This window comes from Streptomyces sp. NPDC096040 (assembly GCF_040303265.1).
Lineage (GTDB): Bacteria > Actinomycetota > Actinomycetes > Streptomycetales > Streptomycetaceae > Streptomyces.
Window position 1 is genome coordinate 1 of the sequence record NZ_JBEOTA010000070.1, and the last position, 12,802, is coordinate 12,802.

General features: G+C 72.0%; 10 protein-coding genes and 1 pseudogene. 9 read left to right on the top strand and 2 right to left on the bottom strand.

Features of this window, described 5'->3' with window-relative positions:
- The 7 genes and pseudogenes from ABTY98_RS41485 to ABTY98_RS42470 all read left to right on the top strand — a co-directional run.
- The coding region (locus ABTY98_RS41485; RefSeq protein ID WP_352226354.1) for an alpha-glucosidase C-terminal domain-containing protein at nt 1-324 on the top strand (324 nt) is incomplete at its 5' end.
- Nucleotides 325-355: 31 nt separating this feature from the next.
- The gene (locus tag ABTY98_RS41490; protein ID WP_352226355.1) at nt 356-1,714 is read left to right on the top strand and encodes a maltokinase N-terminal cap-like domain-containing protein; all 1,359 of its coding nucleotides are present in this window, start codon (nt 356-358) and stop codon (nt 1,712-1,714) included.
- Between the two features lie 4 nt (nt 1,715-1,718).
- Entirely contained in the window at nt 1,719-3,932 is a 2,214-nt protein-coding gene (gene glgB / locus ABTY98_RS41495) for a 1,4-alpha-glucan branching enzyme (protein WP_352226356.1), read from the top strand.
- Nucleotides 3,933-4,038: 106 nt separating this feature from the next.
- The gene (locus tag ABTY98_RS41500; protein WP_352226363.1) at nt 4,039-5,127 is read left to right on the top strand and encodes a glutamate--cysteine ligase 2; all 1,089 of its coding nucleotides are present in this window, start codon (nt 4,039-4,041) and stop codon (nt 5,125-5,127) included.
- A gap of 129 nt (nt 5,128-5,256) precedes the next feature.
- Nucleotides 5,257-7,161 carry an AMP-dependent synthetase/ligase gene (locus tag ABTY98_RS41505; protein WP_352226357.1) on the top strand — a complete coding sequence of 635 codons (1,905 nt, stop codon included), beginning with the start codon at nt 5,257-5,259 and terminating at the stop codon, nt 7,159-7,161.
- A 106-nt stretch (nt 7,162-7,267) separates the two neighbouring features.
- Nucleotides 7,268-7,702 (top strand): ATP-binding protein, encoded by a 435-nt coding sequence (locus tag ABTY98_RS41510; RefSeq protein WP_352226358.1) that lies wholly within the window; start codon nt 7,268-7,270, stop codon nt 7,700-7,702.
- Nucleotides 7,703-7,735: 33 nt separating this feature from the next.
- Nucleotides 7,736-7,890 (top strand): annotated as a pseudogene (locus tag ABTY98_RS42470) (cation diffusion facilitator family transporter); the annotation flags it as partial.
- A 6-nt stretch (nt 7,891-7,896) separates the two neighbouring features.
- Here the strand turns inward: ABTY98_RS42470 and ABTY98_RS41515 are convergent.
- Nucleotides 7,897-8,706 (bottom strand): methyltransferase domain-containing protein, encoded by an 810-nt coding sequence (locus ABTY98_RS41515; protein WP_352226359.1) that lies wholly within the window; start codon nt 8,704-8,706, stop codon nt 7,897-7,899.
- 248 nt (nt 8,707-8,954) lie between these two features.
- Here ABTY98_RS41515 and ABTY98_RS41520 point away from each other — a divergent pair, with 248 nt between their 5' ends.
- On the top strand, nt 8,955-10,331 hold the full coding sequence (locus ABTY98_RS41520) for an NAD(P)/FAD-dependent oxidoreductase (RefSeq protein ID WP_352226360.1): 1,377 nt from the start codon (nt 8,955-8,957) through the stop codon (nt 10,329-10,331).
- Nucleotides 10,332-10,347: 16 nt separating this feature from the next.
- Entirely contained in the window at nt 10,348-12,597 is a 2,250-nt protein-coding gene (locus ABTY98_RS41525; RefSeq protein WP_352226361.1) for an FUSC family protein, read from the top strand.
- 7 nt (nt 12,598-12,604) lie between these two features.
- On the opposite strand, the gene ABTY98_RS41530 is transcribed toward ABTY98_RS41525, so the two are convergent.
- Nucleotides 12,605-12,802, bottom strand: a 198-nt coding sequence (locus ABTY98_RS41530) for a sigma-70 family RNA polymerase sigma factor (RefSeq protein WP_352226362.1), incomplete at its 5' end; no start/stop codon positions are given.

Sequence of the window (12,802 nt, forward strand, 5' to 3'; positions counted from 1 at the left end):
CGCCGGATGATCGAGATCCGAAAGCAGAATCCTGCCTTCGGACTGGGGTCCTACACCGAACTCCAGTCGTCGAACCCGGCGGTGATCGCGTTCCTACGGGAGTACGAGGACGACCTGGTCCTGTGCGTGCACAACTTCTCCCGCTTCGCCCAGCCCACCGAACTGGACCTGCGGCGCTTCAACGGCCGGCATCCGGTCGAGCTGATCGGCGGGGTGCGGTTCCCCGCCATCGGTGAGCTGCCTTATCTGCTCACCCTCGCGGGTCACGGCTTCTACTGGTTCCGGCTCTCCCGAGTCGCCTCCCGCATCGGCCGTCGGCGCTGAGCGTGCGGAGCCGAGGAAAGGACGCGTCACCATGACGAAGACCGTTGACCTGCCCCGGAGCACGGCGACCGGCCGCCTCGACCGGCCGCTGGCCTCACTCGGCGGACTGCTGCGCGACTGGCTGCCCCGGCAGCGCTGGTTCGCCGGCAAGGACCGGCCCGTCACGGATCTGTCCGTACTGTCCCTGACCGAGCTCTTCCCCGGCTGTCTGCATCTGCTCGTCCACGCCGACCACTCCCCCGGCGGGGACGGCGCGCCTTCCGGTGACTGCTACCAGCTTCTGCTCGGCGTACGCGAACACCGCACGCCCCGGCTGGAGCGGGCGTACATCGGCCGGGCCGAGGAGGGCCCGCTGGCCGGACTCGCGGTCTACGACGCCCTGCACGACCCGCGCGCCGCCGAACTGCTCCTGGAACGGCTGCGGATACCCGGCACCGTAGGCCCGCTGCGTTTCGAGACCGCCCCGCGGACCCGGATACCCGGCGGACTCGCGCCCCGGCTGCTGGCCGCCGAGCAGTCCAACTCCTCGCTGGTGTACGGCGACTCCTACATCCTGAAGGTGTTCCGGCGGATCCAGCCGGGCGTCAACCCGGACCTGGAGGTGCCCGGAGCGCTGGCCGCGCAGGGCTGTGCGCGGGTGCCCGCGCCGGTGGCCTGGTTCCGCACCACCGAGCCGAGCCCGGCGACCCTCGGGGTGCTGCAGCCCTTCCTGCCGAACGCGGCCGACGGCTGGACCCTCGCCCTGCGCGCGCTCGCCTCCGGCGACGACTTCGCCACCGAGGCGCACGAGCTGGGCCGGGCCACCGCGGATGTGCATCTCGCGCTCGCCGCCGCCTTCCCGTCCGCCGTCCACGACGAACACGGCCGTACGGCGGAGGCCATGTCGGCGCGGCTGGAGGCGGCCGCGCACGCGGTCCCGGCGCTGCGGCCTTTCGTGCCGGGGCTCCGGGGCGCCTTCGATGCCCTGGCCACCTGTGACGCGGGGCCGCACGCACAGCGGATCCACGGCGATCTGCATCTCGGGCAGGTGCTGCGGGCGGACCGCGAGTGGTTCGTCATCGACTTCGAGGGCGAGCCGTCCCGGCCGCTCGCGGAGCGGCGCAGCACCCAGTCTCCGGTGCGCGACGTGGCCGGCATGCTGCGGTCCTTCGACTACGCGGCCCGGCAGCGCCGTCCCTGGCGTCCGGAATGGGCCCGCCGTTGCCGGGAGGCCTACTGCGCGGGTTACGCTTCCCGGGCCGGCTGGGACCCGCGGAAGAAGCACGCGCTGCTGCGCGCCCATGAGACGGACCGCGCGGTGTACGAGGTGGTGTACGAAGCCCGGCACCGGCCGGCCTGGCTTCCGGTTCCGATGGCCGCGATCGAGCGGCTCGCCCGCTGGGGAGGCTGACCTCATGGCACTGCGCGACTCTTCGCTTCCCGAACCCTCCGGCCCGTCCCGGTCGACGGCCCCGCCGCTGGATCCCGAGGACCGCGGGCGTCTGCTCGCGGGCGCCCATCACGATCCGCACGCCCTGCTCGGCGCCCACCCGGTGGACGGCGGCACCCTCTTCCGCGCGCTGCGCCCGCACGCCCGGGCCGTGAGCGTGCTCGTCGACGGGGCGCGCAGCCCCCTGGCGTCGGAGGGCGACGGCTTCTTCGCGGCCGTACTCCCGTACGCCGAGGTCCCGCCGTACACGCTGCTGGTCGAATACGAGGACGGGGAGGACGGCGGGCAGGAGGTGCACGACCCGTACCGCTTCCTGCCCGCGCTCGGTGAGTTCGACCTGCATCTGATCCGTGAGGGGCGGCACGAGCAGCTGTGGAAGGCACTCGGTGCAGAGCCGATGACCCACGAGGGGGTGGCCGGGACCCGGTTCACGGTGTGGGCACCGAACGCGCAAGGCGTGCGGGTGGCCGGGGACTTCACCTGCTGGGACGGCACCCAGTTCCCGATGCGTTCGCTGGGCGCGGCCGGGGTGTGGGAGCTGTTCCTGCCGGGCGTCGGCGAAGGTGCCCGCTACAAGTTCGAGATCACCTCCCGGTACGGCGGCCGGTTCCTCAAGGCCGACCCGATGGCCCGCCGTACCGAGGTGCCGCCCGCGACCGCGTCGATCGTGGCGGTATCCCGCCACGAGTGGAGTGACTCGGAGTGGATGGCGCACCGGGGCGACACACCGGTGCACGAGGCCCCGTTCTCGGTGTACGAGGTGCATCTGCCTTCCTGGCGGCCGGGGTCGACCTACCGGCAACTGGCCGAGGAACTCCCGGCGTACGTCAACGACCTGGGCTTCACCCATGTCGAGTTCATGCCGGTCGCCGAGCACCCCTTCGGCGGCTCCTGGGGCTACCAGGTCACCGGCTTCTACGCGCCGACCGCGCGACTGGGCACTCCCGACGACTTCAGGTACCTGGTCGACGCCCTGCACCGGGCCGGGGTCGGCGTGATCATGGACTGGGTGCCGGCCCACTTCCCCAAGGACGACTGGGCGCTGGCCCGCTTCGACGGGGACCCGCTGTACGAGCCCGGGGACGAACGGCGGGCCGAGCATCCGGACTGGGGGACCTACGAGTTCGACCTGGGCCGGGTGGAGGTGCGCAACTTCCTGGTCGCCAACGCAGTGTACTGGTGCGAGGAGTTCCACATCGACGGGCTGCGGGTCGACGCGGTCGCCTCGATGCTCTACCTGGACTACTCGCGGGACTCCGGGCAATGGACGCCGAACGTGTTCGGCGGACGTGAGGACCTGGACGCGGTGGCGTTCCTGCAGGAGATGAACGCGACCGTGTACCGGCGTGCGCCGGGCGTGGTGACCATCGCCGAGGAGTCCACCGCGTGGGACGGGGTGACCCGGCCGACCGACAGCGGCGGGCTGGGCTTCGGGCTGAAGTGGAACATGGGCTGGATGCACGACTCGCTGGAGTACATCCAGCACGAGCCGGTCCACCGCAAGTACCACCACCACGAGATGACCTTCTCGATGGTGTACGCGTACAGCGAGAACTACGTGCTGCCCATCTCCCACGACGAGGTCGTCCACGGGAAGCAGGCCCTGGTCTCGAAGATGCCCGGCGACTGGTGGCAGCAACGCGCCAATCACCGCGCCTATCTGGGCTTCATGTGGGCCCATCCCGGCAAACAGCTGCTCTTCATGGGGCAGGAGTTCGCCCAGGGCGGCGAGTGGTCGGAGGCCCACGGCCCCGACTGGTGGCTGCTCGACCCGGAGTACGGCGCCGAGGCCGATCACCGGGGTGTCCGGGATCTGGTCCGCGATCTCAATTCCGTGTACCGCACACACCCCGCCCTGTGGCAGCGCGACACCGATCCGGCGGGTTTCCAGTGGGTCGTGGGGGACGCGGCCGAGGACAACGTCTTCGCCTTCCTGAGGTTCGACGCCGAGGCCCGGCCGCTGCTGGCGGTGTCCAACCTCTCCCCCGTGGTCCGTCCCGACTACCGGCTGAGCGTGCCCCGGGGCGCCGCGGTCTGGCGCGAGATCCTCAACACCGACAGCGCGCGATACGGCGGCGGGGACGTCGTCAGCCGGGGGCCGCTGCTGGCCGACGAGGGCGCTGTACGGCTGACACTGCCGCCGCTCGGCACGGTGTGGCTGGAGCCTGTCGCCCCGTAGCCCGTCGAGGACGCCGTCACGTGTCCGCATGGGCGGCCCGGGGCAGTTCGGGATGAAAGACCCCGCCGCGCCCGATCGCGGCCCGGCCGGAGGGCGGTCCTCGGTGCTGCGTACCGTCGGAGTGGAGGAAGAACTTCTGCTGGTCCACCCGGACAGCGGGGAGCCGATGCCCCGGGCGGCCGCCGTCCTCGACCGTGCCGCGTTGGACGATCCCGGGCAGGCCGTGTTCCAGAAGGAACTGTTCGGGCAGATGCTGGAGCTGGCCACCAGTCCGCAGCGGCACATGGCGGACCTCGGCGCCGAGATCGCGCGCTGCCGCAAGGAGGCGGCCCGGCTCGCCGGGGAGATCGGCTGCGCGGTGGCGGCGCTCGCCACCTGCCCGCTGCCGGTGACGCCCGCGCTCAGCGCGCACGAGCGGTACCGGTGGATGGCCGGGCGGTTCGGCAGCGCCACGCTGGACCAGTTCGTGTGCGGCTGCCATGTGCATGTGTCGGTGGAGTCCGACGAGGAGGGCGTCGCCGTCCTCGACCGGCTGCGGCCGTGGCTTCCGGTGCTGCGTGCGCTGAGCGCCAACTCGCCGTTCTGGCAGGGCCGGGACTCCGGTTACGCCAGTTTCCGCAGCCGGCTGTGGGCGCGCGGCCCGTCGGCGGGGCCGACCGAGCTGTTCGGCTCGGCCGAGGGGTACCGGCGGCGGGTCGAGGACATGGTGGCCAGCGGGGTCATCCTCGACACCGGGATGGTGTACTTCGACGCCCGGCTGTCCGTGCACTACCCGACGGTGGAGATCCGGGTGGCCGACGTGTGCCTGCGGGCGGACACCAGCGTCCTCGTCGCCACCCTGGCCCGGGCCCTGGTGGAGACGGCCGCCCGCGACTGGCGGGCCGGCCGGCCGCCGCTCGACCACAGTGTGAGCATGCTCCGGCTGGCCTCCTGGCAGGCCGCCCGCTCCGGTCTGGACCACGAGCTGCTCGATCCTGTGACCATGCGGCCCCGGCCGGCCGTCGAGGGGGTGCGCGCCCTGCTGGCGCACACCGCGGAGGCGCTCACCGACAGCGGTGACGCCGGCGGCGTCGAGGAGGCCGTCGCACAGGTGCTGCGCAGGGGCACCGGAGCCCGCGAGCAGCGCTCCCTTCTGGAGCACACGGGCAGCCTGCGGGATGTCGTCGTCGAGTGTGTGCGCCGCACTCAGGGCTGAGCTCTTGTCATCAGGCGGAAACTTGTTGACCGTTCCCGACACGGGCCGCGCTCCCCTGGGCTAGATTCGACCCGCGTCAGCAACAGTACCGATCGGTGGGGTCACCCTCCGTACATCCAGGAGCAGCGCATGCGCGACTACGCCCTCGCTCCGACGACCGCTTCGACCCTGACCGGCGGGCTCGCCGACAGCATCTTCGAGACGGCTGACCGGAACCCGACCCTGCCGGTGCTGGCGCGCCGGCCCGAGGCCGCCGCCACGGGCTGGGAGGAGGTCACCGCGGTCGAACTCCGCGACGAAGTGGTCGACTTGGCCAAGGGTCTGATCGCCTCGGGCATCTCACCCGGACACCGGGTGGCCGTGATGGCGCGGACGCGCTACGAGTGGACGGTGTTCTGCCTCGCGCTGTGGTCGGTGGGTGCGGAGGTGGTGCCGATCCACCCGACGTCCGCCCGGGACCAGGTCGAGTGGATCCTGTGGGACGCCCGCTGTGTGGCCGTGGTGGTCGAGGACGAGCAGGCGGTGATGACCGTCGGCACGGTGTGCCAGGGTCTGCCCGGGCTCAAGCACGTGTGGCAGCTGGACGCGGGGGCGCTGCCCGAGCTGGTGCAGCAGGGCGCCTTCGTCCCGCTGACCACGGTGGAGTCGCTGCGCCGCATCGTGATGCCGGACTCCACGGCGGCGATCACCTACACCTCCGGTACCTCGGGCCGTCCGCTGGGCTGCGCGCTCAGCCACCGCGGTCTGGCGTACCCGTGCGACACCCTGCTCGCGGGCTGGGGGCACACCGCCGCCCGTCCGGGCGAACAGGCCTCCGTGCTCGCCTACTTGCCGTTCTCGCACGTGTACGGCCTGATGGTGATGGTGCTGTGTCTGCGCGGCGGGGTCCTGATGGGCCACGAGCCGGAGATGTCGGAGATGGCGCTGGCGACGGCGCTGCGCAGCTTCCGGCCGACCTATCTGTACGCCGTCCCGTCGGTCCTGGAGAAGCTCTACAAGACGTTTCTGCGCACCGCCCAGCAGCACGGCCGGGGCGCCCTGTTCGAGCGCGCCGTGGACACCGCGCGGGACTTCGCCACCGCCCAGGAACGGCAGCGGCTGGGCACCGGAGCGGGCCCGGGGTTCGACCTGCGGCTCCAGCACGCCCTGTACGAGCGGACGGTTTACCGCAAGTTGCGGTCCGTGCTCGGCGGACGGGTGCTGCGGGCCACCTCCGGCGGCTCCTCGCTCAGCCGTGAACTCACCCTGTTCTACGAGGGCATCGGCATTCTCGTGCACGACGGCTACGGGCTCACCGAGTCCAGCGGCGGTATCACCATGCAGCCGCTGGGCCGCGAGAAGTCCGGCACGGTCGGCCAGGCCCTGCCGGGCACCCAGATCCAGGTCGCCGACGACGGCGAGATCCTGGTGCGCGGGCCGTCCGTGTTCCGGGGTTACGTCGGTGACGACTACGCGACCCGGGCCGCGCTGCGCGGCGGCTGGCTGGCCACCGGGGACATCGGACGGCTCGACTCCGAGGGCTATCTGACCATCACAGGCCGCAAGAAGGACATCATCATCACCAGCAGCGGCAAGAGCGTGGCCCCGGCCCCGCTGGAGCAGCGGCTGCGGATGCATCCGCTCGTGCACCAGGCGGTGGTCGTCGGCGACGACCGGCCCTGTGTGGGCGCGCTGATCACCCTGGACCCGGACTTCCTGGCCCACTGGCGTGGCGCCCTGCCGCTGCCGGGTGACTCGCCCGGGCGGGAGGCCCGCGAGGAGAACGCACTGCGCGAGGAGATCGCCCGGGCCATCGCGTCCGCCAACAGTGCGGTGTCCCGCTCCGAGTCGATCCGGGTCTACCGGGTGCTCCAGGAACCGTTCGCCCCGGGCAACGGTATGCTCACGCCGTCGATGAAGCTGCGTCGGGACGCCATAGCGCGCCACTACGCCGCCGAGATCGACGCCATGTACCAGGCCCGCTCGCGGGCCGTACGCCGGCCGGGCACGCCGGAGCCGGCCGACTGGGACGACTCGGACGACGTCTTCCGCTGAGCAGGTGAGCGAGGGACGCGTATCCGGTGCGGCAGTGGGAACTCGCCGCGAGGGGAGAGATCGGACAGATGACGGCCCTGATTCCCCCAGGGCCGGGAGAGACGTGATGGCGACCGGGCCACGGCGCGACCCCAGAAACTCCACGGAGGAGACCCAGGACCGGACGGTCTCCTTCCCCGGCGAGCTGCGCAATGTCACGGGTGCCCGGCTGGCCGCGGACGGGTATCTCGCCGATCTCGCCCGCACCTCGCCGCCCACCGCCCCCGAGTACTGGGACGACATCCTGCTGGTGGTGACCGAGCTGGCCGCCAACGTCGTCCAGTACGCGCCGGGGCCGTTCGAGCTGCGGATGCGGCGCACGTACGACGGTGTGCACATCACGATGCACGACACCAGCCAGGTCGAGCCCGAGCCGCGCCCCTTCCATCCGCGTCACGGCGGGGGCGGTGTCGGCTGGCACCTGCTGCACACCCTGTGCGACCAGGTCAGCGTGGTCGTCACCGACACCGGCAAGGACATCCACGTCTTCCTGCCCTGGTGAGCGGGGGGGGGTTCCCGCTCCGGTGAGCGGCGGGCGCGGCTCGGTGCGCTGCTCGCGATGGTCGGCATGGTGCTTGCACATGCACTGGTCAGGTCGCGTGGGAGGCCTCCGCCTCACTGGCGATCGGCGTCCTGCTGGTGTTCGTGGCCTACCGGCTGGGCGCGGACGCCAGGGTCCAGCTGATCGGGGCGCGGTCACTCGGGTCGGTGTGCGACCACTCCGAACATCGTCACCGACATGTGCAGCGCCCCCTGCTCGGCGGCCTCGGTGAGGTCTGCGTACAGGGTGTCCCGCTGCTCCTCGGTGAGGGCGCCGGTGCGCACGGCGGACTCGCCGAGCATCCGGATCAGCGGCCAGGCGACCGTGCGGTGGTCCTGGAGCAGGGCCTGGGAGCCGCGGTCGTCCACCACGAACCCGGCCGCGCTGAGCTGGCCGACCAGGCGGCGCCCGGAGTAGGGGTTGGCACCGTTGAGGGCGGTCGCGATCAACGCGCGCACCACCCCCGGGTCGCCGGGGTGCAGAAGAGTGGTCCCCCAGTCGGTGTCCAGCAACGCCACCCGGCCGCCCGGACGCAGCACCCGGGCCATCTCGGCGACGGCCCGGTCGGGGTCGGGGAGGTGCTGGAGCACCCGCTCGCACCACACGAGGTCCATCGAGCCGTCGGGCACGGGCAGCGCGGCCGCCTCGCCGTGGACGAAGCGGGCCCGGCTGCCGACGGACCGCTCCTCGGCGACCGCACGCAGACTCGGGTTGGGCTCGACGCCGATCGCGACGCCGTCCGGGCCCACGGCGGCGGCCAGCGTCCGGGTCTGCGAGCCGGTTCCGGAGCCGACGTCGAGGAGTCGCTCGCCGGCTCGTATCGCCAGCGCCTCCTCGGCCCAGGCGCGCAGCCGCTGTACGCCCGGATTGGCGTCCTGGGAGTCCAGGGCGCCTACCAGCGGGGCCACGCGGTCGGGGTCGATGTGCCGCTTCTGGAAGCCCGTTCCGGGCTGGGTCTGAGCCATGGCGGGCACTCTACTGGCGTACGTGATCGCCATGGGACGGCCTCACATCGGACAGAAGTCCGGCGCATAACTGTGCGGCTGCCGGTTACTCCCCTCGATCGGAGGGCATGCTGGAGCCCACGCGTTCGTCTGCCTGCGCCGTCCGGCTGGCGGAACGGCGTCGGGCACGGTGGGATCGAAGTGGTGCGAAGCAAGCGTTCCAGGGCAGGCGAAGGGCGTGACCCCGGCCCTTGGAGCAGCGGAAAGGTATGGACACCGTGACACGACCCAGGATCCTGGTGGTGGGCGCCGGCTTCGCCGGAGTGGGGTGCGTCCAGCGCCTGGAGCGCAAACTCGCCCCCGACGAGGCCGACATCACCCTGGTGGCGCCCTTCGCCTACCAGCTGTATCTGCCCCTGCTCCCACAGGTCGCCTCGGGCGTGCTGACGCCCCAGTCGATCGCCGTCTCGCTGCGCCGCAGCAAGAAGTACCGCACCCGGATCATCCCGGGCGGCGCGATCGGCGTGGACCTGAAGTCCAAGGTGTGCGTCGTCCGCACCATCACCGACAAGCTCGTGAACGAGCGGTACGACTACATCGTGCTGGCCCCGGGCAGCGTCACCCGCACCTTCGACATCCCCGGTCTGACCGAGCACGCCTTCGGCATGAAGACCCTGGCCGAGGCCGCCTACATCCGCGACCACGTCATCTCCCAGCTCGACCTGGCCGACGCCAGCGACGACCCGGTCGAGCGGGCCGCGCGGCTGCAGTTCGTGGTGGTCGGCGGCGGTTACGCGGGCACCGAGACCGCGGCCTGTCTGCAGCGGCTCACGCACGCGGCGCTGCACCGCTACCCGAACCTGGACCCGAAACTGATCAAGTGGCATCTGATCGACATCGCCCCGAAGCTGATGCCGGAGCTGGGCGACAAACTCGGCCGTAGCGCCCAGGAGATCCTGGGCCGCCGTGGCATCGAGGTCTCCCTCGGGGTGTCGATCGAGAAGGCGGGCCCCGAGGAGGTCACCTTCACCGACGGCCGGGTGGTGCCCACCCACACCCTCATCTGGACGGCCGGTGTGGTCGCCAGCCCGCTGATCGCCACCCTCGGCGCGGAGACGGTCCGGGGCCGGCTCGCGGTCAGCGCCGAGATGAGCCTGCCGGGCCACGACGGGGTGTTCGCGCTCGGCGACGCGGCCGCCGTACCGGACAAGGCGAAGGACGAGGAGGGCGCGGTCTGCCCGCCGACCGCGCAGCACGCCATGCGGCAGGGCAAGGCGGTCGCCGACAACGTCATCGCGGCCCTGCGCAACCAGCCGCTCCAGCCGTATGTGCACAAGGACCTGGGGCTCGTGGTGGACCTCGGCGGCAAGGACGCGGTCTCCAAGCCGCTGGGCATCGAACTGCGCGGACTCCTCGCACAGGCGGTGGCCCGCGGCTATCACTGGTCGGCGCTGCGCACCAACGTGGCCAAGACCCGGGTGGCGACCAACTGGCTGCTGAACGCGGTGGCGGGCGACGACTTCGTCCGTACCGGCTTCCAGGCCCGCAAGGCCGCCCGGCTCAAGGACTTCGAGTACACAGACATGTATCTGACGCCGGAGCAGGTCCGGGCCCGCGTCGAGGGCCCCGGCGAAGTCACGGCCTGACACAGAGCGCGGCGGAGTGAGAGCGGCGGGGCGGTCGGTGTGGGCGGAGGCGCGGGAACGGCTCGCGGCGGCCGACCCCGGGCTGCTCCGCTTCACCGCCGGCCTGCGGACCGTCACGTCCATCGCGCTGACACTCGCCGTCCTGGCGGCCCTGCGGTTCGACGTGTCCCATCTGGTGGCGGGGGCCATCACGGCGATGGTCGCCACGTTCGCGATTCGCGAGAAGGGGCGGTCGCAGCAGGCCGTCACGCTCGCCCTGGGCCTGCCGGTGGCGCTGGCCTCGATGTCCCTGGGCGCGCTCCTCAACCAGCAGGTCGTGATCGGTGACCTTTTCTTCGTGGCGCTCATCTTCTGCGCGGTCTACAGCCGCCGCTTCGGCGACCGGGGCACGGCGCTGGGGCTGATCGGCTTCCAGATCTACTTCGCCTCGCTGTTCGTGCACGCGACCGTGCCTGTGCTGCCGACTCTGTACGCCGTGATCGCGGTGGCGTTCGGCTGCGCCGCCCTGGCGCGCTTCGTGCTCGTACGGCAGACACCTGCGGGCATCCTCGGCCGGCTGCGGCGGGCCTTCCGGGTCCGGTTCGCCCAACTGGTCTCAGCCCAGGAGGAGTTGCTTGACGCCGGGCCGGACGAGCTGGACAAGGCGGTGGAGGAGGTCCGGGTCAGGACCGCCCGGCTGCACGAGACGGCGCTGCTGATCCAGGGGCGGCTCCCGGACGGCACCTCCGACGAGGCGGTGGCCCGGCTGGTGCAGCGCCGGATCGCGGACGCCGAGATCGCCGCCGAGCGGCTCGGGCTGCTGCTGCTCACCGCGCGCAGCGAGCAGCGGGCGGACACGCTCACCATGCATCTGCCGGGTGCCATGCTGCCCTCGGCCGCCCGGTCGCCGGTGCGGGACGAGGCGATGGAACGGCTGCGCCTGGATCTGGAGGCGCTTCGGCTGCTGGTGCTGCGGCCGGTCGGCCCGGAGGCGGGGACGGCAGTGGCCCAGGTGCGCAACCGGCTGCTCGGCTACCGCGAGGAGGAGAACCTGCCGCCCGCCTCCCCCGCCGTCCAGGACGTCTTCAGGGGGATCGGCGAGGCCGCGCGGGCGGTGCTGGGACTGCGGATGGCGCTGGACGAGCCGCAGGACGAGTCGGACGACACCCCGGCCACCTCCCGGTCCCGCGAGGAGCTGCACGCCGAGGACGCGGCCATCGAGGGTGCCGAGGAGGCGGAACCGGAGTCCGAGGAGCCGGCCGGGCTGCGCCGGCCCACCACGCGGGCGGCGGTGCAGGTGGCCGTCGGCTCGTCGCTGGCCATCGTGGGCGGCGAGTTCCTGTCCGCCCAGCGCTGGTACTGGGCGGTGCTGACGTGCTGGATCGTGTTCATCAACACCGCGTCCACCGGCGAGATCCTGGTGAAGGGCTACCGGCGACTGGTCGGTACGGTCCTCGGTGTGGTGGCCGGTATCGGGCTGGCGGGGCTGGTCGGGCACCACACCTGGACGGCGTTCGGTCTGGTGCTGCTGTTCGTCTTCGCGATGTTCTACTCGGCGCCGCTGTCGTACACCCTGATGTCGTTCTTCGTGACGGCGATGCTGGGCCTGCTGTACACGCTGCTCAACACCTACAGCCTGGACGTCCTGGTGCTGCGGGTGGAGGAGACGGCGCTCGGTGCGGTGTGCGGTGTGATCGCGGCCGCGGTGGTGCTGCCGGTACACACCCACCGCCGTACCGACGAACTGCTCGTCAAGACGCTGGACCGGCTGGCCGACGTCACCCGGGCCGCTGTCGACCAGCTGAGCGGGGCGCCGCCGGTCGACCTGGTGGAGAAGGCCCGTGACCTGGACCAGGCGCTGGCCGACCTGCGGGCGGCGGTGCAGCCGCTGACGCACCCGATCACGCCGCTGCGGTCCCGCCGGGACAGTGCGCGCTATGTGGTGGCACTCCTGGAGACGTGCGCCTATCACGCGCGGTCCCTCGCGGCCACGGCCGAGCTGCTGCCCACCCATCCGGCGATCGCGGCGGACCCCCGGCTGGGCGCGGCGGGGCAGCGGATCGTACACAACATCGAGGCGCTCGCCGCCCACGTCGACACCCGGCGGCCCTCGGCCGAGATCGAGACCGGCCCCAGCATCGCGTCGATGCTGGAGCCGGGCACCCTGCGCACTCCGCGCTACGACCGGGTGACCGACCGCGTGCTGCGGCATCTGCAACGCCTCGACGAGGTGGTGACGGGCCTGGCCCGGCCACTGAACGTACCGGTCAGGCCGCGCACCGCCTGACGCGGTCTCACTGGCCGAGGGCCTCGGCCCGGACGCGGGCGCAGCTGCGGCTGATCAGGCGGGATACGTGCATCTGGGAGATGCCGAGGCGGTCGGCGATCCGGCTCTGTGTCATGTCCTCGAAGAAGCGCATGTAGAGGATGGCCCGCTCGCGCTCGGGCAGCCGGCGCAGCCCCTCCTTGGCGGCCTCCCGGTCGACGACGGT